Raw genomic sequence first — 24367 nt, 5'->3', positions numbered from 1 at the left:
AGTAGCTTTTCATCACATCCGCGTGGGAGTGAAACGGATGTTCAAAATCCTTAATAACGGTATGATTTAATCGTTTCGTTAACTTTGTATGAGCAAGCAGAGCGCCGACTGTAGCCAGCCCCGCGTGAGTGGTTAGAATGAGCTCTTTGGATCGTACAAATTGGATTTTCATCAATGCACCTCGATGGTGATAGTTGGAATCTAACGAATATCCTACTATTTCTCCATCGATCATTGATTTCCTTTCTTTATCTCACTATTTTGATTTTAAAGATCACGGATTCAGGTATGACATATGACACTTCCGCATTATTTATTCAACCGGATGACGGCACACCCGAAGCGCTCCCCGCCCCAGAACAGCTCCAGCAGATCGCCGTCGCTTACAGGGGCCACCCCGGCCGGCGTGCCGGTATAAATGATGTCCCCCGCTCCGAGGCCGTAGTGTCGGGCGATGTAGTCGACGATTGTCTGCAAGTCGAAAATCATGTCGTTCACATTACCTCGCTGCGCCTCGGCTCCGTTCTTCTTCAGCACGAACTCCTGCGCCTTCAGCGCGGCGAGACCCGGGAAAGGCCTGAACGGGCTAAGCGGTGCCGAGTTCAGGAAGCCTTTGGCCGGAAGCCAAGGCTGTCCCTTTTTCTTGATGACGGACTGCACGTCGCGCAGCGTAAAATCAATGCCCAGCGCCATGCCGTCCGCCAGCTCGTCGACCTGCGCCCCAGACGCATAGTCGCGCCCGATTCGAATCACCAGCTCCGTTTCGTAATGAAGCTCGCCCCGGCCGCCTGGCAGAATCAGCTCTCCGCCGTCCAACGGCGCGAGCGCGTGCGTCGGCTTGAGGAAAATCATCGGTTCATCCGGAACGTCGTTGCCGAGCTCTGCCGCATGCAGCCCGTAATTACGGCCTACACAATATATATTGCGAATCGTACGTACCATATTTATCTTTCCTTTCGGGATACACGCCTGTACCGAGTAACTTCCTTCTTCATCGGCCATCATCTGCGGATACCGAACATTCGCCGACGGACTTCGCCGCTTCGCTTCCTCCTTGAGCGGCGCCAACTTCCCTCTAGGGCGACGCCCAGCCCCTACGGGCCGATGCGGGGCCGATCGGGCCCGCTGCGCGATGACGCTCGTTATTCACTCCTCCTCACTATACAAGATCCGAATCCGTTTATACAAGATTTGCTGCGCCTTTAGCGGCGCTGAAACGCAGCCTTTTTGAAATGTAAGGTAACTGGATAGCGCTATTTTGTCAAAAACGCCGATTGTGGTAGTGCAAAATGCCGAATAAGGCTGCTCACTTGCGTTATAATTTCAAATCGAGCGTTTCGAGTAAAATAAGCTCTGTAGCTAGCGTTAGCTAAGCTCTGCCCGGCAAAGCCCGGCAAAACGCGAGCCCACGGCCAGCAAAGCGCTAATCGAAGGGCTAGCGAAGCGAGCAATCCATCCCCGCAGCTCGGGTCCGCCGATCGCGAGATCGCGAATATCGGCGACGTTCCACTTCGGTTCCACTTCAGCCCCAGCTGCTTTTCGCACTTTGGCCGCGAGCCGCGCCCCAGGTCCATGATGCTCCGTGACAGATTCGTTTCACCAAGACAGAAGGTCCTATAGCCTGAACATGGATAAATGTGCAAAAAAATCCGGCTCACAGCGAGCCGGACTTGCCGTCATTCGGGCGCGTTTTTTTGCTTATCTTCAGCAGCTTTTTGCTTCTCTTCCAAGGACGTTTTCGCCCTCTCATTGGTCGGAACCTTTGCCTTCTCGGTTGAAGAAGTCTTCTCCTTCTCATCGGCTGGAACCATTGCCTTCCCGGTTGACGGAGTCTTCTCCTTCTCATCGGACGAAGCATTAGCCTTGCTGTCCTGCTCGCCCGAAGCTTTCCTCCCTCCGGAAACGGCGCTGACCCGCCCTTCCTTGTCAACCTCCGCGTTGACGGAAATGCGCGTCAGCTTGCGGAACAGCTCCTGGCCCTTCTCTTCGCTCATCGGCACCGGCTGTGCCCACATGGTCTTGATCGGCGACAGCTCGATCGAGCATTCCCGGTTGCGGGAGCAGCGGGCGTCCATCACCACGGTCTCCCACGTCGCCGGGACCTCGTTGGTCGTGAAGATGAAATTGCCCAGGCTGTAGGCGATCCATTTGCCTTTGTACTGCTCAAACCCTTGCAGCACATGGGGATGGCTGCCGACCACAAGATCCGCACCGGCGTCGATATACTGATGGGCGAGGTCGACCTGTTCCTTGACCGGCTGATCCTTCCTCTCCTGACCCCAGTGGGCGAGCACGACGACTAGATCGGCTTCCTCCCGCGCCTTGCGGATCGCTTCCAGCGGCAGCTTCGTCGAATACGACTCGGCTACGCCGGGCTTGTTCTTGCCGGCAAACCAATCCGGTGTCGGCAGCACCCTGCTGAAGCCGAGAAAGGCGATCTTCATGCCGTCATGCTCGATCGTCGCGTGGCGGTACGCTTCGTCGGCGTTGCTGCCTGCGCCAACCCACGGAATGCCGTTGTTCTCCAAATGGCGGAACGTATCAAGGAGTCCTTGCTCGCCGTAATCCATAATGTGATTGTTCGCGAGCGTGACGAGATCGAAGCCGGCCTGCTTGAAATGCGGCAGCGCCTCGGGCTTCGACCGGTATATGTATTCCTTCTGCTGAGCGGTGCCGCGGGTCGTCACCGGCGTCTCCAGGTTAGCGACCGTAATGTCCGCCCGTTCGAGAAGTTCCCTGACCTCCTTGTACGGGTGATCGAACCCGTTCTCCATCAATATGCCTTCGACCTTGCCGGCAAAAATTACGTCGCCCACGAACGACATATGGACTTGTCCCGCACCTTCCCCGGCCGTCCCTGCCGCGCCGTCATGTGTTCCCGGCTTCCCTTCCCCGGCCGGTTCATCGCCAGCGGTGCCGGAGGATGGAGAAGTCGCGGCGTTCCCCGGTTCGGAGGGGGAAGGAGTCGCGCCGCTGCCGGAACCGGATGACTGCGGAGCCGCGGCGCCTATATGGCCGGAAGCGGGAAGCGCGCCATTCGTGCCGCCCGCATTCGGCGTCCCGGACAGCCGCGTCTCCTCTCTCGTTCCGGACGGACCTTGTGCGGTCATGCCGTCCTTCTCATCGATCCAATGGATCAAATAGGCGAAGGATGCGGCAATGACTACGGCGAGAACGGCGATTTTGATCCGCAACGTCTTTTGAAGCTTCTTTTCTTTATCCTTTTTATGTCGTTCACTGCGAGTTAAAATCGGAACCTACCCCTTTGTCTATCTTGCGACCGTTCGGTCCGGTTGACAGGGCCGATTCAGCCTCCCCCGGACTATCTTGAAAAATTGGACGGGATTCCTCCGGCGAATTTTCAGGCACCGCAGGTGACGACCGATGACGAAGGCATCGCTCGTCATAGGCGTCTATCTATTGAAAATATTATAAGAAAAACATTCCTTCCCGTCCATGCGACGTATTCCCCAAAATAACGCCTTGGCTGGCCGCCAGGCAGGAGCCAGCCGCTTTTCGCAGCGGCGGTGGGCCAGCCCAAAACCGCTAACGCGATATTTCGTGATATAATGGACAAAACAAAAAATCGGAGGAAATCGTCATGGAACGAATCGCTGTCATCTCAGATATTCACGGAAACGTTCCGGCGCTGGAAGCTGTTCTGAGCGATATTCGCGGGCGCGGGATCGCTAGAATCGTCTGTTTGGGCGATCTTGTCGGCAAAGGCCCCGAGCCCGCGGAAGCGGTCGATCTCGTCCGCTCATCCTGCGAAATCGTCGTTCAGGGGAACTGGGATCTGGGAATCAACATGCCGCAGGACAAGGAGGGGGGCCTGTGGCAGCAGCAAAGGCTCGGCGGCGAGAGGCTCGCCTATTTGCGCCATCTGCCTTTCAGCCTCGATCTGACGCTTAGCGGCAGGCGGGTCCGTCTGTTTCACGCCTCCGCCGTCAGCGTGTATCACCGCGTTCTCCGCAAGTCGCCGAAGACGGACAAGCTGGCCATGTTCGACAATACGGAGCTGACGGGCGCCTTCCCGGGCGGCAGCAGTCCGGACGTCGTCATATACGGCGACATCCACAAGACGTATATGCATACGCTGCGCGGCAAGGACGGCAGCGGGCTGATTTTGTACAACTGCGGCAGTGTAGGCGCTCCGTATGACGGCATCCCCCAGGCATGCTACGCGATTATCGAAGGCGTCGCGGAAGGCGGGGAAGCCGCGCCCTTCTCGCTGCAAACCGTCCGCGTGCCCTACGATATCGAGCGGGCGATCCGGATCGCCGAACAGGTCGGAATGCCCGGGCTGGAGCGGTTTCGCAGCGAAATGCGAACAGGGCGGGAACAGCCGTAGCTTGTCTTGCGCCGGTCGTCATCCGCGGTGCAATTGCAGGAAGCGCGGCAGCCTGCCATCGGTCTGACGCCCTTCCTCCCTTCGAATCAATGAACATTTTCGCTGTGGGCAATGGCCGCCTTGACAGGTAGCAGCTTGCAGGATGTGGTACAATGGAGCTATGCAACCAAGCCTATGACGCAAGAGACAGCTTGAAAGAAGGAGAAGCCTTTGGCACGCTGGCAAATCAATCTGATCGTTTTATGGCTGGGCAATTTTTTGGCCATGAGCGGCATGACGATGATCGTCCCGTTTTTGCCGCTGTACATCCAAGAGATGGGCGTTACCGATCCTCACGCGGTCTCGATGTGGGCGGGCACCATTTTTGCCGGCAACTTCATCACCGCCTTCATTTTTCAGCCGATCTGGGGCGGACTCGCCGACCGGTACGGCCGCAAGGTCATGCTGCTGCGCTCCGGCTTCGGCATGGCTATCGTCATGATTCTCATGGGTTTTGCCACCGCGCCGCTGCATTTGCTGCTGCTGCGCGTGCTCAATGGCGTCATCTCCGGATTCATTCCGGCAGCCGTTGCGCTCATGTCGGCGAATACGCCGCGCGAAAGGACAGGCTTCGCGATGGGCACGCTGCAGTCCGGCCAGGTGGCCGGCACGATTCTCGGTCCGCTCATCGGCGGACTGCTGGCCGAGTGGATCGGCTTCCGCCCGATTTTCTATATTACCGGCAGTTTGCTGCTGGTGGCTTCCCTGCTCGCCTGGCTGCTGGTCAAGGAATCGTTCACGCCCGCGAAAACGGCGGCATCCGGACATAAACCGTCCATCTTCGCCGGCTTCAAGGAACTGAGCCGAATTCCTCAGCTGCCGGCGATCTATTCCGTTACGTTCGTGATCCAATTTTCCATGCTCAGCTCGATGCCGCTTATGCCGCTGTTCGTCCAGGAGCTGCATCACAGCGCCGAGCTGCTTGCTTTTTTTGCCGGGCTCGTCGGCTCCATCACCGGCTTCTCGAATATGGTCGCCTCCCCGCTGCTCGGCCGGCTGAGCGACCGCGTCGGGCCGGTCCGGGTACTGATGGTCGCGCTGGTCGGAGCCGGTCTCGCTTTCATTCCGCAGGCCTTGGTGACGAACATCTGGCAGCTGTTCGCCGTCCGCTTTCTGCTCGGCATGTTCATGGGAGGGCTGCTGCCTTCCGTGCAGACGCTGATCCGGCTATATACGCCAAACGGCATGGAAAGCCGATCCTACAGCTTCAACGCCAGCTTTCTCAGTCTCGGCAACATGCTGGGGCCGGTCGTCGGGGGAGCGGTATCGGGGTACATCGGCATCCGCGGCATCTTCATCGGCGCCGCCATCCTGCTGCTTGCCAATGCGCTGTGGGTGTACAAATCGCTGTACGGCAAAAGCCGCGGCGACCGCGGCAGCGCAGAATCGGCCTCGCCGCAATAGCCTCGGCGCATGCGAAAGGGCAGAGCGCACTCTTCCTCGTGTCAGGAAGAGTGCGCTCTGCCCTTGTGTCCTTTACACCGCGGTTGCCGTATCACTTCGTCTCCTTGACCCTGGCGATCGCCAGGCCGTCATATGCCGGCAGCAACGCGCCCTCCAGCCGCGGGTCCTGAACGATCATGCGGTTGAACTCCCTCATGCGGGTCACCGATCCGCCCTGCTCGGCCGGATTGAGCGTCCTGCCGCGCATCAGCGTATTGTCGCCGACGATGACCGCGCCGGGACGGGCGAGCCGAATCGCCCATTCCAAATAGCTTAAGTAATTGCCCTTGTCGGCATCGATGAAGAAGAAGTCGAAGGTAAGCCCTTCCTCAGCAACGCGCTCAAGGCTGGTCAAGGCCTCGCCGACCCGGTACTCCACTTTGCCGCCGAAGCCGGCTTCCGTCAAGTTCCGCTTGGCCAGCTCGGCATATTCGGGCCTCAGCTCCAGCGAGACGAGCCGGCCGCCGTCTCCCAGTCCGCGGGCCAGGCAAATGCCGCTGTAGCCGCCAAGCGCGCCGATCTCCAGCACGCTGCTCGCCCCGCTCATTCGAACCAGCAGCGTCAGCAGCCGGCCGTAACCGGTCGCCACCGAAATGTCGCGCATGCCTGCCTCGCGGATGCTTTGCCGAACCTTCGCCAGCTGCTCATCCTCCGCCGCCAACGATTCCATGTATTGCTCTGCCGTTTCTGCTGTCATGACGCCATCCTCCCGCGCGTTGTATCCGCGTTTAATATCGCCTATACTAGATGTATTGTAAAGCTTGCGCCGGCTCCGGATCAACCGGGGATGACGGCCCAAGCCTTAACCGAAGCCTGCACTGGAGTTGAAAATCATCGATGACCGCAATAGAATTGATCGCCACCGCCCCGATGGGGCTTGAAAGCATCGTCGCCCGCGAGGTGCGCGAGCTCGGCTATGAAGAAGTAAAGGTCGACAACGGCCGGGTAATGTTCATCGGCGACGAGCTGGCGATCTGCCGGGCCAATCTGTGGCTGCGCACGGCCGACCGCGTGCTTGTCAAGATGGATCGGTTCGACGACAGCACGCCGCTCGCGATCACCGGCTCGGACATCGACGGCAGCGCCATCGAAGTCGCCCAAGCCGCCTGCAAGGCCGCAGGACTCGCCGGCGAGCTGACGTTCCGCAAGCTGCCTGTCGTTGAAGCCGCTCCCCGCGGCGATTACGGGCTGCTGATTACGAATCCGCCGTATGGCGAGCGTCTCGGCGACCGGGCGCAGGCCGAGAAGGCGGTGCGCGAGCTTGGCAGATTGTACGACCGCCTGCCGACCTGGACGGCCTTCGTGCTCAGCCCAAGCAAGCAGCTGGAGCATTGGATGAGCCGGCGCAGCGACAAAAACCGCAAGCTGTTCAACGGCCGGATCGAATGCCATCTGCATATGTATTTGGGACCGCTGCCCCCCAGAACGCCGGACGGCCACGCTGCCGCGGCGGGCGCTATCCCGCATCAAGGAGGTTGAACGCATGGCCAATACCCATACGTATTCCCGTAGAGAGGAAATCGCGAACGCCTTCACCCACGGCATCGGCGTGCCGCTCAGCATCGCCGCGCTCGTGCTGCTGGTCGTCTTCGCATCGCTCAAGGGAACCGCTTTGCATGTCGTAAGCTTCGCCATTTACGGCAGCACCATGCTGCTGCTGTACTGCGCCTCTACGCTGGTGCACAGCTTCCCGGAGGGGCGGGTGAAGGATTTGTTCGAAACGATGGATCATTCCGCCATCTACCTGTTCATTGCCGGCACGTATACGCCGATCCTGTTCCATGTCATCCGGGGAACGGCCGGCTGGGTGCTGTTCGGCGTCGTATGGGGCCTGGCGCTGCTGGGGGTTGTGTTCAAAGCGTTTTTTACCAAAAAGTTTCTGTTCACCTCCACTCTGCTTTATTTGGCCATGGGGTGGCTGATCGTCTTCGCCTGGAAGCCGCTCGTTGCCGAGTTCGATACGAATGGCCTGATTCTGCTCGTCGCCGGCGGATTGGCCTACTCGTTCGGGACCATTTTCTACGTATGGCGGGGATTCCCGTATCATCATGCGATATGGCATCTGTTCGTGCTGGCCGGCTCGGCGCTCCATTTCTTCGCGATCCTGCTGTATACGCTGCCTTGATGCCGGCGTTACACGGGCTGCGCGACATCCGGTCTGCCCCGGCCGCCGCTTAGGGTGCGGCGCTTATGGACGGTGCAGGACGCCGGGGGCGGCTTGGGCCCGATTGCCGCGCCGGCGGTCCGCGCCAGTCCCCCTTCAGTTGCCCGGCTTATGTCTCGGCACGGGGCCTGGCAGGGTCGCAGGCGGGGGGCTCCGCTTCCGAGAATTGCGCCAGCTTGATCAAGTAGTAGCATTCCTCGCGGAACATATGGTCGGCCATCAGCGGAGAGATGACGCCAAGCGCTTCCTTCGTCATCCTCAGCTCCAGCAGCTCCGCCAAAAAGTGCTGGAACAGCTTCATCTCCAGCTCCACCTCCGAATTGAACCGCCGCAAAGCGGGAAAATCGCTTGAGCCGGTCCGCAAATACCCGGCGAGCTCCACCGCCTTCACATAAAAGTCGGTAAAATGCTTCGTGAACTTCCGCGCCTTCTTCAACAACCTCTTCTCTGCCATGTCGAGATCGCCGGCGATCGAAGCCGCGTGACCGTAAGCGTCCTGCAGCCAGACCAGATGATGATGCAGCGGATGGCACATAGGAGCGGGCTTGCCTTCCAGCAGCGCCGCGAGTACCCGAAGATACTCCTCGACCTCGTTCACCATATGGTTTATGAACGACGGAGACAGCAGCAGACCGATCTTGCCGCTCAAGTGCCTGCTTAGCAAATGCAGCTTGAACGCGCGAAGCTCCTTGGCGCGCTCGTCCGCGGCCCTTGTTAAAGCCGCCAATTCGCGGCCTGCAAGCTCTCTTCGCGCATCCGCCAGCAGCCGGTCCAGCGAGTCGATGAACGCTTCGGCACGGCGAATCTCCTCCTGCTCGCCGGGAGACAGAGCGTCCCGGATGAAGCGGGCGTGATCGCCGAGCACCTGCAGCCAGAAGCGATGCTCGAACCGGGCGGACGTCTCGTAATCGATTGGAGCCATATTCCTCCCTCCTATCCTGGCCGTCAGCAAATTTTGGGTACCGCAGGCGACGACCGATGGCGAATTAAATCGCTCGCCATAGGCGTCTATCTTTACCGTCGTTTCACTATATGCCGCTCCCCTCTGTTTTTTGCCCATACAACAACACCCGCAGCAACGCGCACGTCTTTAGGCGCGCCTTCCTGCGGGGGATGGCAGCATAAACCGCGGGCTAAAGCAGACCTTCCGTAAGCTTCTGGATCACACGATTGGCTCTGAATCTCTAACGCTTGTGACAAGCGCTATTTTGCTGAATCGAACCTTTTTTTAAAATGCAACGAAACGTAGTAACGCTATTTGGTCAGAAACGCTGAATCGGGCAGCCCAAAACGCGGAATAAGAATGCCCGCCAGCGTTAGAATGTCAAACCGGTCGTTTCGAGTGAAATAAGCTCTCTGGCTGGCGTTAGCCCGGCAAATCACCAAGCGGAGGCTGGCGAGTATGAAGAGATGCTTCGCTCGAAGCACCTTCATCAGATGAGCGGTTGCGCTTGAGCGGCAGTATTGCCTGGTGCAGAAAGACACACTTCAATTTAACACTTTAATGCTTTATCGAATAAAAATTCGATGCAACACAAAATGCCGACCGCGAAAGGCGCATCGCCTCCGCAGCCGGCATTCGGTTCACGTCCGGCCAAGTTTTAAGCCGGGCGGATCGATGGCGACTGACAGCTCAAATAGTCGTACAAGGGCATAAACAGCTCGTTATCCGCCCGACAGCGGATCGACAGCTTAGCTTCGCCGCACCAATAAAAGTTCACGATATTGAACGATCGTCCCATGACCATCTCCACATCCCAGCACGGCCGGTTCAACTCGTATTCCTCCTGATTGACGAACAGCTTCGGCCCGTCAGGCGTCAAGCGGACGCCAACGAAATCGTTCCCCGCTTTGGCGTAAAAGCCTTGCCGAGCCATCCACTTCGGTTCTTCCTTCTTCATGAAAAGCGTTTGCCCCTCCCTATATCGCGAAAAAGACGATCCCCCTGCCCACCGGCATCCGCCTGCGGAATGCTCCGACGATCATCCGTCTTGAAAGCTCGAATATTGATTTGCCGGCGCAGCTTGCGCGACTAGATAAGCATAATAGACAATCCTGACGAAAAACATCGTTCTAATTACCTATTTTAACAAAAAAAAGATAGTTCTAACAACCTGTAAAAATAGCATATATCGATATCGTATTCTTAAAATATCGACACGGTTCGTGAACATGCGCTTTTGTACATTTTCCGGAACTTTCGTGCAAAAGGAAGGGGAATGTTGTACTTTGTGTAACAATTTAGGCGCGATGGGCTCCGGGAACATCGCCCGAAAAGTTGTACTTTCTACAACATTGAGCGGCCAGTGCGGTTTATCCCCCTGTTTTGGTTGTACAAAACACAACATTTGTTGACATCGGACGGAATCCTCCGGCGAATTTTCGGGCACCGCAGGTGACGACCGATGACGAAAGGAATCGCTTGCCATCGGCGTCTCTCTCGAAAATTGGGCGGCAGTCCCCGGGCCAAATTTCAACACCGCAGGTGACGACAGGGGCGAAAGGAATCGCTTGTCATCGGCGTCTCTCCCCGCGGGTTCGGCTCTAAAGCGCGCACATCGTATTGAGCACGGCCCCCCGCCTGGGGCGCAGAGCTCCGAAGGTCGCTTTTCTGACCACCAATATCCTCTCTAACGCTTGTGACAAACGCTATTTTGCTGAAATATACCTTTTTAGAAATGCAACGAAACGGAACAACGCTATTTGGTCAGAATCCCCGATTCTGGTAGCCCAAAATGCGAAATAAGGCTGCTCACTTGCGTTACAATTTCAAATCGAGCGTTTCGAGGGGAATAAGCTCTGTGGCTAGCGTTAGCTCAAGGTCAGTCCCGCCATATATAAGCCCAAGGCCAGCGGCCACGCTGATCGATGGGCTGGCAAAGCGAGCAATCCATTCCCGGCAACTCGGTCTATGGCCCGCCCAAAAAAAAGTCTCCGGAGCTTAACAGCAGCTCCGGAGACTTTCCGTGCCGGGAACCCGCGGGCTTCCCCGGCCAAGGTCCCTCAATCGCTTCGCCATCGCCGCCATACTGGCGCAAGGAGCGGCCGAAGCGGCTTACTTCACGTATTTCCGCGCCTTCTCGAGCGCCTCGTCCTCGGTCTTTCCGGTAATATAGCGCCCGTTAATAAAAATGAAGGCGAACCTCGAGCACGGGCCGCAATACGATTTGCAGCCTACCTGGATATCCGCGTCGGGCGCCAGCTTCTTCAGCTTGGGCAGGAATGTTTTCATACGGATATGCTTGCATTTGTCGCACACTCGGATGTCATTGGCCATGGGGATTCGTCCCTTTCATTCAGCGTCATCCGCGGACGATCAATGGTCCCCGTGGTTGCCCTTGCTCGGATTCGTGATCGCAAACCCTTCCTCGGGCAAGTAGAAATAGTCGATGCGGACGCCGTCCAGCAAAGGCTCGTCCTTCTGCAAAATCACGTCGATGCCCTTGTCGGTCGTCACGACCACGTCGTCTTCGGTCGGCGTGTCCAGGGCCATGCCGTAATGCGCGTGATCCCCGTGGCTGTGGGTAATAAAGACCCGCAACTTCTGATCCTTGTTCTCTTCTTTATTCAACTCTTCGAGCAGCTTCTTGGCTGCATTGCGCGAGATTTTGCAGTTCATCCGGTACACTCCCCATCGATTTTTCCCTTCATTGTATAGAATTGTCCCGGGGAAAGCAACTCCATTTCCCGCCAATGCCCGCTTCCCGGCAAACGCCTGGCATGAAAGCGCCGCTCGCGATTTCTTCGCCGTACATTGCCATTCGTGCCGCGATTCTATACAATGAGAAGCAGCGGTTGTTTTTTATCGTTAGTCCCTTTGCCATACTTGCTTACCTGAAGGTTAGCTGCTTCGCAGAGCATTTATCCGGCGAAACCGTATACAGGAGAGGATGGTTCTAATGTCCATGACGGAGAAGGAACAGCGTCGCATGAGCAATTATATTCCGAAGGAGCCGACACATATCGAATGCTCGATCGAGAAGACGCTGGACGTGATCGGCGGCAAGTGGTCGTTTCTCGTTATTCGGGAGTTGTTCGGGGGAACGAAGCGATTCGGCGAGCTGCAGCGCAAAATCAAATCGATCAGTCCCAAATCGCTGACTGATACGCTGCGCCATCTGGAGGAGCAAGGCGTGCTGGAGCGGACCGCATATCCGACAGTGCCGGTAACGGTGGAGTACAAGCTGACTCCCAAGGGCGCCGATCTGCATAAAATTTTGAAGGAAATGAAGCTTTGGGCAGCCAAGTGGGGCTAGCTGAAGCAGCGACCTAACCCGGTGAGGTGACCATATGCTGTCGTTTTATCGCAAATATTACAAGACCGCCTTCGATATCGCGCTGATCGTGCTGACGGTCTATTTGTTCATGCTGGCGTTCAGCTATGTGTACAAGATTGCGACGCCGATCTTTTTCGCCTTCGTCATCTTCATGATTATCGAGCCGTTCGCCAAGTTTCTGCACCGCCGCGGGGTGAACAAGTCGATCGCTTCGGCGATCTCTGCCGTTCTTTTTGTGCTGATCATTCTGGGGGTCATTACGATGGGCGGCGTTATTTTCACAGCCCAGATTATGAACCTGATCGGCAAGCTGCCGGATTATACCGACTTGCTGGAGAAGCAGATTGCTCTCAGGTCGGACGAGCTGCGCAGCCTGATCGGCAGTTTGCCGCCGCTGCCCGAGGATGTCATGGCGCAGATCAAAACGTACCTGAACGGCTTCGCCGGCAAATTGACGGCCTGGGCCAGCTCGTTCCTGACGGGAACGCTGACTGCCATTTCGTCCTTCTCGTCATTCGTCGTCAATTTCGCGATCGGCCTCATCCTGGCCTACTTCCTCAGCATCGAGATCGATACGTGGAAAAGGGTAGCCGACGAAAAAACGCCGAACACGTTCAAAAATGCGTTTTATTTTCTCCGGGATAACGTGCTCAAAGGAATCGTTACATACATTAAGGCGCAGGCCAAGCTGATCAGCCTGACCTTCATCGTCATCTTCGCGGCGCTGCTCGCGCTGGGCGTCGATAACGCCTTCTCCATCGCGCTGCTGGCCGGCGTTTTGGACGTGCTGCCGCTGCTCGGCGTATCCACGCTGTTCATTCCCTGGATCGTGTATTTATTCATCGTAGGGAAAATTTCGCTGGCGGTGTGGCTGACGGTTCTGCTTGTAGTCGTAATCGGGACAAGGCAAATTTTGGAGCCCAAAATCACCGGCGATTCGCTCGGCGTCTCCGCCTTCACGATGCTGGCCTTCATGATCATCTCGCTGTCTTTGTTCGGCGTTGCGGGTCTGATTTTGTCGCCGATCCTGATCATTCTCATCAAAGCGTTGTACATGCAGGGCTATCTGAAGCGCTGGATACGCATGCCCGAGGAAGAATACGAGCGGCAGCGGAGCGACTCGCCGGAAACGCCGGCGTAAGCCCAGGCGCGGACTGCGGCGAGGTGCAAGCGGCCAAGATTACGCGCCGTATTTGCGCTCCGCCCTGTCCGTGAACCAGTTCATCAGAATAAGCCCGACGGCGATATCGTCGATCGGCATGAACGGCAGCGCGTCCGGCATGATCCAGTACACCAGGGCCGGAACGGCAAAGAGCAGCTTTTCTCCGATCGGAACCTTGGGCGAACGAAGCAGCGGGACGATCCGGCGAAACGTGCGGCCCCATCGCTGGAGCGACCAAAAGCGCATCCATTTGCTCATTGCACTCACACTCCTTTAACGTTATATTTGATCTAAAAATCCGACTGAAGTGTAAGCGCCATACAACAAGCGCGGAATCCATTATCGAACGGGCTCGGGAGGCTACAAGACATGAACGCAGCAACGCAAGCGGACGACAAAGAACGGATGATCCGCTCCATCCAGCAGCAGATGGAATCCCTATTTTACCGCATCAGACACGATTCCCAGCTTCGCAGCAAGGAGATGCTGCCGGAAGGGCAGGTGTTCCTTCTTATTATGCTGTATAATCAGGGGACCGTCAAAGCGACGGACATCGCCGTCAAGCTGGGCATCACGTCGGGTGCCGTCACCGGAATGACCGATAAAATGGAGAAGCTCGGACTAATTCGCCGGGAGCGGTCCGAGGAAGACCGCCGGGTCGTGCACATCTCCTTGACGGAGCATGGCGCGGACACGCTGAAGCGCATCCGTCTGGCCCGGTTCAACCGCCTGTGCGAGCTGATCAGCCAGCTGGAGATCGATGAGCTGCAGCAGATGGAGCACGTCTTTACGAAGATGAACCGCATGCTGCTTGTCGATTCGTAGCCGAGCGGCGTTCTCTCTGCCGTGCCAATAGCAAAGCGCCGCAATCCCCGGATCGCGGCGCTTATTTGCCGTTGTGCCGGCTCACTTGCCCGTCGTCCCGCTCAGACGGTCAGCCCTTCCAGCAAAATGCCGATATTGTCGTCATAAATGGAACGGAACTGGGAGAGCGGCAGCGGATTGACGCCGATTCCCGCTTCGACCGTAAAGCCCGGACGGCGAAACTCCTGGATGAACCAGTCCTTATAGCCCGCATCGCTGCCCGACAGCTTCACCGCGCGATAGCCGCTTTTCATGGCGAAGCGGCTTGCGATCCGCTCCGCTTCCGGCGGCTCCAGATCGCGATAGTTCCAATAAATTTCCCTGCCCTGGGTATGAAAGGCGATGACGAGGCGAAAGTCGCGGCTTCTCGTAAAATCGGCCATCGCCTTCGCCTCCGGCTCGGATAACGGCGCACCCCCGGTATAATCCCGCGGGCCGGGGCCCGGCGCCTCCCTGCGGCCGCGCTCGAGCTCCCAACACGCCGGGAATTGGTCGTTCAGGTCGACGCCGCGAATGTTCGCCTTCCAACCGGTAAAATCGGGCGAGCCGAAGTTCCAGGCCAGCAGCTGATCCGCGTATGGATTGGACGGCGATGCGCCCTGCAGCACGAGCTCCACGCCGTCCGGATTCACCATCGGCACGAGCCACAGCGAGCTCTGCTCGTATAATGGCCGGACATCGCGGCCGCGCAGCGGCACCCCCGAAGCATACGCATTCGCGAAATCCTCCGCAAACTTCATCAGCAGCAAGGACGTAATCCACTCGTTCGCATGAAATGAGCCGTTATAATGCACTTCCCTGCTCCCCGAGCCGATGCGAAGGTAAGGGATTTCCTTGCCAAGCACGCTGCGCCCGATCGCCCCTGTCTCCAGAAAAGGATATTTGTCCGCCAATGCTAGCATATCCTGAACCAGTTCGACATAACCGTACTCATACGCGGTATCTACGATGCGTTCTCCGCGGCCGGCGGGGATGACGATCGCTTGCCCGATGCCCGGCTCAAGCGGATCAACCCCCGGATTGGCAGCCTGCAGCTCCTCCGGCAAAACGTTGAAGCGGCGAGCGATACGGTGGAAGCTGTCGCCCTCCTGAATCACATACGATGGGGCGGTACAGGCGGGAATCTGAAGCATCTGTCCCGGATAAATGTACTGCCCCTCCTGCAGCTGCGGGTTCGTTCCGTACAATGCGGCGGCATTGATGCCGAAGCGGCGGGCGATACGGTGCGGCGTATCTCCCTCCTGCACAACGTAAGAAAAAGCCATGTCGCGTCCCTCCCGCATAGGCTAGCCTAACGCTCAGTCGGTTAATGCCTATGCGGAAGCATCAGTAAATATTCGGAACCTCCCAGACGACGGGCGTCACTTGAACCGGCTCGTTCAGCCACGTCTCGGCAATCGCCCGGAACAGCAGCGGATCGCCGCTGCAAAAGAAACGATGAACCGGAGCGAAGGTCGACTTGGCCTGCATGCCTTTATGATAAAGAATCGTGCTGATCTCCCGGGCGGTTTCTTCCGCAGAGCTGATCAGCGCAACGTCCGGCCCCATCACCGATGCGATGATGTCCGCTAAAAACGGATAATGCGTGCAGCCGAGAATGAGACAGTCCAGCCCGGCGGACTTCAGCTCCGCCAGCGACCGCTCGACGACATGCTGCGCTTCTTCGCCGCGAAACCGCCCCTTCTCGACGAGCGGGACGAATTCCGGACATGCGATGCCGACGATTTGAAGCTGGGGGGCAATTTTCCTGAGCGCATGCTCGTAAGCGCGGCTGCGGATCGTCCCTTCCGTGCCAATGACGCCGACCGTGTTTCGGCGCGTCGTCTTGATCGCCGCTCTGGCGCCGGGCTGGATCACGCCGACAACCGGGATGTCCAGGCTCATCCGCACCTGGTCCCACGCTGCAGCCGTCGCGGTGTTGCACGCGATGACAATCATTTTCGGCTGAAACTGCAGCAAATAATCGACGATTTCCTGGGTGAACCGGACGATCTCCTTGGCAGGCCTCGGCCCATACGGCGTACGGGCCGTATCCCCGAAATAGACGATTTGTTCCTGCGGGAGCTGGCGCATCATTTCCTTGGCCACCGTCAGTCCTCCGACACCGGAGTCCAATATGGCAATCGGTTGGTCCACGTATTCTCGCTTCCTTCTATATTGAGATCGTAAAACGAACCATGCTGGTTCATTTTATGACGTTTAGAAAGGAAAGGTACCATCCTCGCGCCGCTAAGATGTCCAGGCGATTGCCCTTGTCCTGGCTCCCCGTTGGCCCGGCTCCCCGTTGGCCCGGCTCTCCGTCGGCCCGCGTCTGCATTCGTCGAATTCGCTGCCGGCAGTAGTGGCCCGCCAGCCTCATTCCCCTTTCTTCTCGGTCTCGATCTTGTTGTTCCCCTCCTCCTCGGCTTTGCGCAGCACGGTATTGATATCCGTATTGCCGAGCGCCAGGTCGATGAGCTGAGAAGTGAGAGCCCCTTCCGCCAGGCCGTCATATTTGGTCTTGGTCGGGATCGGGGCGAATTGGTTGTAGAAGACTGCGCCGAAATTGACGCCTTGATATTCCGTTTCGGTCGCGAACGCCCGTTTGTACGACTCGTCCTTCAGCACCGGCATGACGCCCTTCTTCGCATACTCCATCTGATATTCGCTCGAGACGAGGTACTGAAGCGCGAGAAACGCTTCCTCCTTGTGCTCGCTATGAGACGGAATCGCAAAATAGCTGGGGTATGCCTGGGAGCCGACCCCGGGCATTTCCGGGAACGTCGGGAGCGATACGATATCGAAATTGGTGTTCTTGTAGGTGCTGTCAATGAACGGCAAGTTCGATTGATGGACGTACATGGCCAGGTCGTGCGTCCGTGTGAACTCCGTCGCGTAGGGAGCCTTGTTGCCGAGCGCTCTGATTTTGTTCTTGTAGTTGTCGCTGCGCGCCGGCTGGACGAACATCGTCTGCAGCAGCTGCTGCCAGCGGGGATCGCTGAAGGTCGTTTTCTCCGTCTTCGCGTCGACGAGCGGAAGCGAGAACGGGTTCATCCGCGTAATATGATTCGGAGATACGGCCAGCCCGACATAATGCTTGCCTTCCTCGATCCGGTTGAACGCCTGGGACATCTCGATCGCTTCTTCCCAGGTCATGCCGTCTTTCGGGTACTGCACCCCGAACCGATCGAAAATATCCTTATTGTAGTACATGACCATATTGTTGTTATTAACCGGCAGGCCCCAAATTTCGCCTCCGGTGTTGTTCTTCATCGCCTCGATCAAGGACGGCTCGAAGGCGTCCAAATCGAGGTTGTGCTGCTTGATAAACGGGGTCAAATCAAATTGAAGGTTGTACTGGGGCACATTGACGAAAAAGCCGCCGATCGATTCGTAGTAAATATCGATCTTCGTGCCGGACATCAGCAGGTTGGAAATTTTGAGCGCGTCGTTGTTGCGGGGATTAATGAATTTGAACGAGATGTTCGGATACTTCTTGCGGATCGGATCGCCGAACCGTTCGTTCCACGCCTGTTCCGAATCGCCCGGGGCCGAATAAACCGTCAGCTCGACCGGCTCGTCGATCGTCGTCCTCGGCGGTGCGGGCTCCTCCCGGGCTTCGGCCCCGTCTTTTTGCTGCCCGCCGCTGCAGCCTCCTAACAGAACAGCCAGTGCGATAAGTGACAAACCTGTTTTTCGTTGAACCATGCTTAGGTCACTCCCCATGATATGCTCATTGCATCATGTCAGCAGGTTACCGATCGGGCGCCCTCTATCTGATCATTTGCCGAAGGCCGGCGGCAAATTTTCAGTAACCGTACGGGCGACCGATGACGAAGAAATCGCTTGTCATATATATTTATCCCGGTCGTTCGATCCGTCTAAACTATATTGTAAACCGCATATTTTGTTTAGTTCACAGCAAGTATTTGCAACCGCTTTCAAAACAATCATAGCACCCGGGATTTAACGAGTCAACGGTTATGGATTAAAAATATTTAATTTAACATCCGCCAAATTACTAAACAAATTTAGAATATTTCCCGGAAAGGTTGCAGATCCGCAGCAAGCTACAGCCTATTTGGAGCTTGTCTGACGGGAACGGACTATAGTAATCTAAAATTACATCGGATTGTTTTGTTGAGCTGCCAAACATAGAGGCTGAAAAGAGGTGTCGATGCCGCGTGAAGATGAGGATGGAGGATATCGCCCGGCTCGCCAACGTGTCCAAATCGGCGGTTTCCCTGGCGCTGAGCGGAAAGCCGGGAGTCAGCGAAAGCACCCGGGCCAAAATATTGAATATCGTCAAAGATAACGGATATATCCCGAGGACGATGCTGAAGGCAAGCCAAGCCGAGGCAGGCGCGCGCATTCTTCGCTTCGTCGCTTGCACCAATTCCGGCATCGTGCTGGAGCAATACGATAAGCAGCCGTTCTTTGCGGAGCTGATCCACGATATCGAGGAGCAGTGCCGCTCCAGAGGCTACTCCCTGCTCTTCTCCTCGGTGCCAGTCGAGCGCTTCGAGGAAACGCTGCTGGCTATGGAGAGGGAACGCGAGTCAAGCGGCATGATTTTGCTCGGCACGAATCTGGCGCCGCAGCATATCGAAAGCATCGCCGGACAGCACGACCGTCTCGTCGTGCTCGACACTTGCTGCGAGACGCTGAACGCTAACTTTATCGTGATGAACAATGTGATGGGCGCTCACCAGGCCGGACGTTATTTGCTTGAGCTCGGGCACCGGCAGATCGGTTATGTGCAGTCGGATTTTCGCATGTACAATTTCGACGCCCGCAAGCAAGGGTTCCGCCAAGCCTTGGCGCAGGCCGGGCTCTCGCTTGACGAGCGCCATGTTTTTACGGTATCTCCGACGACCGTAGCGGCGCAGCAAACGTTCCAGCAGAATATCGCCGCGCTGGAAGGACGGCTGCCGACTGCCCTGTTCTGCGAATGCGATTATATCGCCATCAGCGTCATCAAGTCGCTGGCGGAGCTCTCCATCCGCGTACCCGAGGACATCTCGGTCGTCGGCTTCGACAATATCCGCGAATCGACCGTCATCTCCCCGGAGCTGACGACCGTTCACGTAGAGAAAAGCGCGATCGCCGAGTTGGCCGTCACGAAGCTGCTCGATTCGATCGCGCACCGCAAGGCGGTGAAGGTCAAGTCCTTCATCGATACGCAGCTGGTCGTCCGCAATTCGTGCCGGGCTGTCGACTCGCCCCGTTAAGCGGTCTTCCGCAGCCCGCAAGGGGGAGCCGGACCTTCTTGACTGCCGCCCCCGCCGGGCGCTTCGTCCTCCCTGCTCCCGGGCACGCTCGTCCATCCCGCTCCCGGACATGCTCGTCCATCCTGTTCCCGGACATGCTCGTCCATCCCGCTCCCGGGAGCTCCGCTTTCCCGTCCCCCGGCCACCCGCTCATTCCGGCGGCTGAATGTCGGTAAGCAGCGCGAACTCGTAGCCGGCCTTCTTGACCTCTTTGACGATCCGGTCCAGCGCCTGGATATTTTCCGGCGAACCTTGATGCATCAAAATGATATTCCCGTCGTGCAGGTTGTTCATAATGTCGTTGTACGGGTCTTCCGCGCCGTTCTTGCGCGGCTCCCAATCCCGCATCGCCGTCGACCAGAATACCGACGTATAGCCCATATCGGACACCAGCTTCAGCAAATGCATGCTGTACTTTCCGTACGGGAAGCGGAAAAACGGCTGTATCTCCTCTCCCGTCACTTCCTTGTACAGCTTTTCGTAATCTTCGATCTCCTTCTTGACTTCCTCGTCGGTCTGTTTGTTCATATCGGTGTGCGTCATCGTATGATTGGCTACCAGATGCCCGTCCGCGACCAGCGTGCGGATAAAATTCGGATTCTTCCTGACGTTATACCCGGCGATGAAGAAATTGGCCTTCACGTCATTGTCCTTCAGCGACTTGACCAGCGTATCGATGTCGCCCAGATCGCCTCCGGTATCGATCGTCAAATAGACCTTCTTCCCGGTGCCGACCCACAGCGCCTTCATCTCGTCCGTATACTTCTTCGTATCGGCCGGGAAGTCCGGCACTTTCCCTTTGCCCTTCTTCATGTAGTACCAGGAAAGCGGCTTGCGGTCTTCGGCAGCCGCTGACTTGGCAGGCGGCTTGTTCCCGCTGGAAGCTTTCCCTGCGGAGTCCGTCCCTTTCCCGGCCGATGAGCCGGTCGCGTATACCGCCTCCTTCACCGGAGCCTCCGGGGCGGGCTGGCTTGCCGCAGGCGGATTATCCGCAGCCGGCTTCCCGTCCTCTTCAGGCGATTCGGGCGACGCCGCATCGGCCGGCTTCTTCCCGGGCGGCGAAGCCTCGTCCTGCCCGGCAGCCCCCTGCGCAGGCCGCTCCGCCTCTTTGCCCGCTTGCCCGGCAGCCGTCGTCTCGACCGGCGGCTCGTCCGGCGCCGCGGAGCAGCCGTACAGCAGCACGGCGCACAATGCGCCGGCCGCGATCCATGCGGTGAATGTTGTTCTCATGCGGTCCATTCCCCATTCCTGCCATGATATGTCGGCCTGTACTCTCCCAGCGATTATACCGTTCCCTGACGGCCTGTCCTTTTTTCGCTCACCGCAGGGACGCTGCCGAGGCGACCATTCGCTCTGCAGCTTCATGCCGCTTCGGCTCCGCCCTCTATCCCGGAGGCGAGAGCGTCCAAGCGAAAGCACGTTCGCGTATATTCTACCAGACCGGCCAAATGGCGGCAACCGGACGAAAGTCGGGCTTCGTTCGTCGTCAAGCCTTGCAAGCTGCCGAGATCGGCGTTAGCGTCTGTCGCCAGCGCTCGCGCCCCGCGCGGGCAAACGAAAAGAGCCCCTGCAAGCAGGGGGCTCTTTCGGCTTACGCTATTGCATTGATTAATGGAATTTCGGCAGCCAGTCGCCATGCGCTTCGATCAAGTCGTCGCACATCGCGACGATATCGTCGATCGAAAGTTCGGCGGACGTGTGCGGGTCGAGCATCGCCGCATGATAGATATGTTCTTTTTTGCGGGTGATGGCCGCTTCCAGCGTCAGCAGCTGGGTGTTGATGTTCGTCCGGTTCAGCGCCGCAAGCTGGGGCGGAAGATCGCCCACATACGTCGGCGTGATGCCGCTCCGGTCGACAAGGCACGGCACTTCGACGCACGCTTCCTTCGGCAGGTTCGTGATCAGCCCGGTGTTCATGACGTTGCCGCCGATCTTGAACGGCTCGTCCGTCTCCATCGCATTGAAGATGTAGGAGGCGTATTCGTGCGATCGCGTATGCTCGAGATTGCGGTTGTTAACCAGTTCCTCGCGCATCGTCTTCCAGCGTTCGATCTGGCGGACGCAGCGGCGCGGGTATTCGTCAAGCGGGATGTTGAAGCGTTCGATCAGCTCCGGATAGTTCCGCTTGATGAAGTACGGATGGTACTCCGCGTTATGCTCAGACGATTCGGTGACGTAGTAGCCGAAGCGGAGCATCAGCTCGAAGCGAACCATATCGTCGTGCTTCTCCGTCCGCTGCTTCTCGGCGGCGCGGCGCTTGATCTCCGGATACAGGTCGACGCCGTCCTTCGTTACCTCGAGCAGCCAGGCCATATGATTGATCCCGGCGATCTTGTGCTGCACGCCTTCGGTGTCTATTCCGAGGCTCTTGAACAGATGCGGCACGCATACCTGCACGCTGTGGCACAAGCCTACCGTCTTGACGCCGCCGTAAGTGATCATCGCGTTGGTCAATACGGCCATCGGATTCGTATAGTTCAGGAACCAGGCGTCCGGGCACACTTCCTGCATGTCTTTGGCAAAGTCGAGCATCACGGGAATCGTCCGCAAATTGCGGAAAATGCCGCCAATCCCGATCGTATCGGCGATCGTCTGGCGCAGGCCGTATTTTTTCGGAATCTCGAAGTCAGTCACTGTGCAGGGCTCATAGCCTCCAACCTGGATCGCATTGACGACGTATTTGGCGCCGCGCAGCGCTTCCTTGCGGTCGGTATACGCTTTCACTTTACATCCGCTGCCGAGCGATTCCTTCAAATTGTTCAGCATATTCTCGGAATCTTTCAGACGCTCGTGGTCGATATCGAACAAAGCGAGCTCGAAGTCTTGCAGCGACGGGGTCAGCATGCAGTCGCCCAGCACGTTTTTGGCGAAGACGGTGCTGCCTGCACCCAGGAACGTAATTTTGGACATGGTCGGTAATCCTCCCCTGCGGAATGAAATGAATATTGAAGCTTCATACCTAGACTATACTTCATCCCGCAGGGGATGCATATGGACGCATTCCACTTCTCTATGGAGGAATGTAGCGCACCTGACGCGGGACGCTATTTGCGCACGGCGATCCAGGTCAGCACCTGGAGCAGCGTGATCAGGACGAAAGCGACCAGCGCCAGGAACGGGATCGTGATGAAGCCGAGCCAGTCGATGTAATCGACGTCGCAGGGCACCGGTCCGCACGCGGCCGCGCCGCTCTGGAACCACGTCGTTTTTTGCATCAAATAATGGTATAACGAAATGCCTCCGCCCCAGACGGACAAGGGAAGAACGTATATGTACATCCGCGTGTCCTTGCGCACGGCCGCAATGCCCAGTATAATCACCAGTGGATACATCAGTATCCGCTGATACCAGCACAGCTTGCACGGAGTAAAATGCATCACCTCGGAGAAATACAGGCTGCCCAGCGTCGCCGTCAAAGCGACGACCCAGGACAAATGTAGTCCGTTCTCCCGCATGATCGATTTCCAGTTCATTTGGCGCCATACTCCTTTTGCGATAGGTAATAAGCCATTAAGCCCCGAAGGCCGCTGCGGCAGACGGGCGCTCCCTCTCATCATAATCGATCGATATGCAAAATAAAAGCCTGTCCGGCGGCGCCGCCGGCGCCAGACGTAAGCGAGGTGTTCCATGAATGCAGCCAACTCACAGCGTATCCTTCAACCGTTATCCCGGCCGGGGCGAACTGACGGTGCTTTTCTCCGGCCATGCGCAGACGGAGCCGCGGCATCTGGTCGGGCCGCAGGTGCTGGACTATTATCTCGTGCATTTCGTCGTTTCGGGGCGCGGCCGCTTCCGCACGCAGGGCAAAGATTACTTGCTGGAACGCGGCAGCAGCTTCTTCATCTTCCCCAGCGAGCTTGTCACCTACGAATCGGACGGCGATGAGCCGTGGGCGTACCGCTGGATCGGCTTCAAGGGAGACCGCGCAGCGGAGCTGCTGCTGGCCGCGGGAATTACCGAACGACGTCCGGTAACGGTTTCCGGGCATCCCCGGCGGATGAATGTGCTGTTTGGGCGAATCGAGGAGACGCTCCGAAGCGGCGAGCCCCACTGCGACCTGCAGGCCGGCGGTTACCTTCGCCTCATTCTGGCCGGATATGCCTCCGAGCTGCAGAACAATCCGGCGCCGCGCGAGAAGCCCTCGGCCATTCAGCAGCAGGTGGAGCAGGCGATCCGCTGGCTGACGCTGCAGTATTACCAGCCGATCTCAATCGAGCAGATGGCCCAGACGCTTGGCTACCACCGCACGCATCTGTCCAAAATGTTCAAGCAGCATACCGGCCTGTCGCCGGTGCAGTTTCTGCTCAAAATCCGGATGGAGCGGGCCAAGCGGCTGCTCATGGAGCCGCTCACGATCGAGCAGGTCGCCTCGTCCGTCGGCTTTGCCGACCCGCTCTATTTTTCCAAGCAGTTCAAGAAGTGGTACGGGAAATCCCCGTCGGAATACCGACAGGATCAGCATTTCAATCCGTACGATTGCGGCCAATGAGGCGTCCTCGCGCCCCCGGGTCTTGCCGCGCCTTGCGCGGTTTCTTCGGCGAGGCGATCAGCGTTCGCTGCATGATGGACGCCTATGACGATCACTTCCTTCGTCATCGGTCGTCACCTGCGGTGTTGAAAATTCAGCTTGTAGATAAAGCTGATTGTTCAAGATAGACGCCCATGCGGCTGGCGCAGCACCATCAGAAGATGAAAATGTGCCGCGAGACCGGCGCTATTTTCAAGATAGACGCCTATGACGAGCGCTTCCTGTCGTCATCGGTCGTCACCTGCGGTATTGAAATTTTGTCGGCGTATACCGCCAAATTTTCAAGATAG

At 57.6% G+C, this 24367-nt stretch carries 23 protein-coding genes; 9 read left to right on the top strand and 14 right to left on the bottom strand.

The window, feature by feature from the left end:
• Positions 1 to 309: 309 nt before the first annotated feature.
• Both F591_RS0123055 and F591_RS28835 read right to left on the bottom strand, forming a co-directional pair.
• Entirely contained in the window at positions 310 to 942 is a 633-nt protein-coding gene (locus F591_RS0123055; protein ID WP_026326837.1) for a fumarylacetoacetate hydrolase family protein, read from the bottom strand.
• A gap of 734 nt (positions 943 to 1676) precedes the next feature.
• Positions 1677 to 3194 (bottom strand): CapA family protein, encoded by a 1518-nt coding sequence (locus F591_RS28835; protein ID WP_019536970.1) that lies wholly within the window; start codon positions 3192 to 3194, stop codon positions 1677 to 1679.
• A 407-nt stretch (positions 3195 to 3601) separates the two neighbouring features.
• Between F591_RS28835 and F591_RS0123045 the strand changes: the two genes are divergently transcribed.
• Together F591_RS0123045 and F591_RS0123040 are read left to right on the top strand one after the other, a co-directional pair.
• Positions 3602 to 4351 carry a metallophosphoesterase family protein gene (locus tag F591_RS0123045; RefSeq protein ID WP_019536969.1) on the top strand — a complete coding sequence of 250 codons (750 nt, stop codon included), beginning with the start codon at positions 3602 to 3604 and terminating at the stop codon, positions 4349 to 4351.
• 210 nt (positions 4352 to 4561) lie between these two features.
• Positions 4562 to 5794, top strand: coding sequence for an MFS transporter (locus F591_RS0123040; RefSeq protein ID WP_019536968.1), 1233 nt, complete (start codon positions 4562 to 4564; stop codon positions 5792 to 5794).
• Between the two features lie 91 nt (positions 5795 to 5885).
• Here F591_RS0123040 and F591_RS0123035 read toward each other — a convergent pair whose 3' ends face one another.
• A complete protein-coding gene (locus F591_RS0123035) occupies positions 5886 to 6530 on the bottom strand; it encodes an O-methyltransferase (RefSeq protein WP_019536967.1) in 645 nt (214 codons plus the stop codon).
• Positions 6531 to 6670: 140 nt separating this feature from the next.
• Between F591_RS0123035 and F591_RS0123030 the strand changes: the two genes are divergently transcribed.
• Positions 6671 to 7312 (top strand): RNA methyltransferase, encoded by a 642-nt coding sequence (locus F591_RS0123030; RefSeq protein ID WP_019536966.1) that lies wholly within the window; start codon positions 6671 to 6673, stop codon positions 7310 to 7312.
• Between the two features lie 4 nt (positions 7313 to 7316).
• Entirely contained in the window at positions 7317 to 7958 is a 642-nt protein-coding gene (gene trhA / locus F591_RS0123025; protein ID WP_019536965.1) for a PAQR family membrane homeostasis protein TrhA, read from the top strand.
• Between the two features lie 148 nt (positions 7959 to 8106).
• Here trhA and F591_RS0123020 read toward each other — a convergent pair whose 3' ends face one another.
• The 4 genes from F591_RS0123020 to F591_RS0123005 all read right to left on the bottom strand — a co-directional run bounded on the left by F591_RS0123020 (position 8107) and on the right by F591_RS0123005 (position 11616).
• Positions 8107 to 8919, bottom strand: coding sequence for a DUF2935 domain-containing protein (locus F591_RS0123020; protein ID WP_019536964.1), 813 nt, complete (start codon positions 8917 to 8919; stop codon positions 8107 to 8109).
• A gap of 679 nt (positions 8920 to 9598) precedes the next feature.
• Complete coding sequence (locus tag F591_RS0123015) at positions 9599 to 9898, bottom strand: hypothetical protein (RefSeq protein ID WP_019536963.1); 300 nt, start codon at positions 9896 to 9898, stop codon at positions 9599 to 9601.
• A gap of 1154 nt (positions 9899 to 11052) precedes the next feature.
• Complete coding sequence (locus F591_RS0123010; RefSeq protein ID WP_019536962.1) at positions 11053 to 11274, bottom strand: YuzB family protein; 222 nt, start codon at positions 11272 to 11274, stop codon at positions 11053 to 11055.
• 39 nt (positions 11275 to 11313) lie between these two features.
• A complete protein-coding gene (locus tag F591_RS0123005; RefSeq protein WP_019536961.1) occupies positions 11314 to 11616 on the bottom strand; it encodes a HesB/IscA family protein in 303 nt (100 codons plus the stop codon).
• 280 nt (positions 11617 to 11896) lie between these two features.
• On the opposite strand from F591_RS0123005, the gene F591_RS0123000 reads away from it, so the two are divergent.
• Positions 11897 to 12253: a winged helix-turn-helix transcriptional regulator gene (locus tag F591_RS0123000; protein WP_019536960.1), complete on the top strand. Its 357-nt coding sequence runs from the start codon at positions 11897 to 11899 to the stop codon at positions 12251 to 12253.
• Between the two features lie 34 nt (positions 12254 to 12287).
• Positions 12288 to 13415, top strand: coding sequence for a sporulation integral membrane protein YtvI (ytvI, locus tag F591_RS0122995; protein WP_019536959.1), 1128 nt, complete (start codon positions 12288 to 12290; stop codon positions 13413 to 13415).
• Between the two features lie 39 nt (positions 13416 to 13454).
• Here ytvI and F591_RS0122990 read toward each other — a convergent pair whose 3' ends face one another.
• Positions 13455 to 13694, bottom strand: coding sequence for a hypothetical protein (locus tag F591_RS0122990; RefSeq protein WP_019536958.1), 240 nt, complete (start codon positions 13692 to 13694; stop codon positions 13455 to 13457).
• A 111-nt stretch (positions 13695 to 13805) separates the two neighbouring features.
• Here F591_RS0122990 and F591_RS28830 point away from each other — a divergent pair, with 111 nt between their 5' ends.
• Entirely contained in the window at positions 13806 to 14261 is a 456-nt protein-coding gene (locus tag F591_RS28830; RefSeq protein ID WP_019536957.1) for a MarR family winged helix-turn-helix transcriptional regulator, read from the top strand.
• Positions 14262 to 14362: 101 nt separating this feature from the next.
• Here F591_RS28830 and F591_RS0122980 read toward each other — a convergent pair whose 3' ends face one another.
• From F591_RS0122980 to F591_RS0122965, 3 genes are all read right to left on the bottom strand, one after another.
• A complete protein-coding gene (locus F591_RS0122980; protein ID WP_019536956.1) occupies positions 14363 to 15565 on the bottom strand; it encodes a M14 family metallopeptidase in 1203 nt (400 codons plus the stop codon).
• 61 nt (positions 15566 to 15626) lie between these two features.
• A complete protein-coding gene (racE, locus tag F591_RS0122975; RefSeq protein ID WP_019536955.1) occupies positions 15627 to 16436 on the bottom strand; it encodes a glutamate racemase in 810 nt (269 codons plus the stop codon).
• 219 nt (positions 16437 to 16655) lie between these two features.
• Positions 16656 to 17987 carry an ABC transporter substrate-binding protein gene (locus tag F591_RS0122965; protein ID WP_019536953.1) on the bottom strand — a complete coding sequence of 444 codons (1332 nt, stop codon included), beginning with the start codon at positions 17985 to 17987 and terminating at the stop codon, positions 16656 to 16658.
• Between the two features lie 482 nt (positions 17988 to 18469).
• Between F591_RS0122965 and F591_RS0122960 the strand changes: the two genes are divergently transcribed.
• A complete protein-coding gene (locus F591_RS0122960) occupies positions 18470 to 19510 on the top strand; it encodes a LacI family DNA-binding transcriptional regulator (protein ID WP_026326836.1) in 1041 nt (346 codons plus the stop codon).
• Positions 19511 to 19699: 189 nt separating this feature from the next.
• On the opposite strand, the gene F591_RS30805 is transcribed toward F591_RS0122960, so the two are convergent.
• The 3 genes from F591_RS30805 to F591_RS0122945 form a co-directional block, all read right to left on the bottom strand.
• A complete protein-coding gene (locus tag F591_RS30805) occupies positions 19700 to 20779 on the bottom strand; it encodes a delta-lactam-biosynthetic de-N-acetylase (RefSeq protein WP_156829673.1) in 1080 nt (359 codons plus the stop codon).
• Between the two features lie 378 nt (positions 20780 to 21157).
• Positions 21158 to 22459 (bottom strand): alpha-glucosidase/alpha-galactosidase, encoded by a 1302-nt coding sequence (melA, locus tag F591_RS0122950; protein ID WP_019536950.1) that lies wholly within the window; start codon positions 22457 to 22459, stop codon positions 21158 to 21160.
• 134 nt (positions 22460 to 22593) lie between these two features.
• On the bottom strand, positions 22594 to 23022 hold the full coding sequence (locus tag F591_RS0122945; protein ID WP_019536949.1) for a disulfide oxidoreductase: 429 nt from the start codon (positions 23020 to 23022) through the stop codon (positions 22594 to 22596).
• A gap of 158 nt (positions 23023 to 23180) precedes the next feature.
• On the opposite strand from F591_RS0122945, the gene F591_RS0122940 reads away from it, so the two are divergent.
• Positions 23181 to 24038 carry an AraC family transcriptional regulator gene (locus tag F591_RS0122940; RefSeq protein WP_019536948.1) on the top strand — a complete coding sequence of 286 codons (858 nt, stop codon included), beginning with the start codon at positions 23181 to 23183 and terminating at the stop codon, positions 24036 to 24038.
• Positions 24039 to 24367: the final 329 nt, after the last annotated feature.

This window comes from Paenibacillus ginsengihumi DSM 21568, from assembly GCF_000380965.1.
GTDB classification, from domain to species: domain Bacteria; phylum Bacillota; class Bacilli; order Paenibacillales; family NBRC-103111; genus Paenibacillus_G; species Paenibacillus_G ginsengihumi.
The sequence above is the reverse complement of the archived record's forward strand: the minus strand, read 5'-3'. Positions and strand labels throughout refer to the sequence as shown.

Bases quoted from the DNA above. Each gene is read 5' to 3' on its own strand.
- F591_RS0123055 (WP_026326837.1), bottom strand. From the start codon at position 942: ATGGTACGTACGATTCGCAATATATATTGTGTAGGCCGTAATTACGGG.
- F591_RS0123045 (WP_019536969.1), top strand. From the start codon at position 3,602: ATGGAACGAATCGCTGTCATCTCAGATATTCACGGAAACGTTCCGGCG.
- F591_RS0123035 (WP_019536967.1), bottom strand. From the start codon at position 6,530: ATGACAGCAGAAACGGCAGAGCAATACATGGAATCGTTGGCGGCGGAG.
- F591_RS0123030 (WP_019536966.1), top strand. From the start codon at position 6,671: ATGACCGCAATAGAATTGATCGCCACCGCCCCGATGGGGCTTGAAAGC.
- trhA (WP_019536965.1), top strand. From the start codon at position 7,317: ATGGCCAATACCCATACGTATTCCCGTAGAGAGGAAATCGCGAACGCC.
- F591_RS0123020 (WP_019536964.1), bottom strand. From the start codon at position 8,919: ATGGCTCCAATCGATTACGAGACGTCCGCCCGGTTCGAGCATCGCTTC.
- F591_RS0123015 (WP_019536963.1), bottom strand. From the start codon at position 9,898: ATGAAGAAGGAAGAACCGAAGTGGATGGCTCGGCAAGGCTTTTACGCC.
- F591_RS0123010 (WP_019536962.1), bottom strand. From the start codon at position 11,274: ATGGCCAATGACATCCGAGTGTGCGACAAATGCAAGCATATCCGTATG.
- F591_RS0123005 (WP_019536961.1), bottom strand. From the start codon at position 11,616: ATGAACTGCAAAATCTCGCGCAATGCAGCCAAGAAGCTGCTCGAAGAG.
- F591_RS0123000 (WP_019536960.1), top strand. From the start codon at position 11,897: ATGTCCATGACGGAGAAGGAACAGCGTCGCATGAGCAATTATATTCCG.
- ytvI (WP_019536959.1), top strand. From the start codon at position 12,288: ATGCTGTCGTTTTATCGCAAATATTACAAGACCGCCTTCGATATCGCG.
- F591_RS0122990 (WP_019536958.1), bottom strand. From the start codon at position 13,694: ATGAGCAAATGGATGCGCTTTTGGTCGCTCCAGCGATGGGGCCGCACG.
- F591_RS28830 (WP_019536957.1), top strand. From the start codon at position 13,806: ATGAACGCAGCAACGCAAGCGGACGACAAAGAACGGATGATCCGCTCC.
- F591_RS0122980 (WP_019536956.1), bottom strand. From the start codon at position 15,565: ATGGCTTTTTCTTACGTTGTGCAGGAGGGAGATACGCCGCACCGTATC.
- F591_RS0122965 (WP_019536953.1), bottom strand. From the start codon at position 17,987: ATGGTTCAACGAAAAACAGGTTTGTCACTTATCGCACTGGCTGTTCTG.
- F591_RS0122960 (WP_026326836.1), top strand. From the start codon at position 18,470: ATGAGGATGGAGGATATCGCCCGGCTCGCCAACGTGTCCAAATCGGCG.
- F591_RS30805 (WP_156829673.1), bottom strand. From the start codon at position 20,779: ATGAGAACAACATTCACCGCATGGATCGCGGCCGGCGCATTGTGCGCC.
- melA (WP_019536950.1), bottom strand. From the start codon at position 22,459: ATGTCCAAAATTACGTTCCTGGGTGCAGGCAGCACCGTCTTCGCCAAA.
- F591_RS0122945 (WP_019536949.1), bottom strand. From the start codon at position 23,022: ATGAACTGGAAATCGATCATGCGGGAGAACGGACTACATTTGTCCTGG.
- F591_RS0122940 (WP_019536948.1), top strand. From the start codon at position 23,181: ATGCAGCCAACTCACAGCGTATCCTTCAACCGTTATCCCGGCCGGGGC.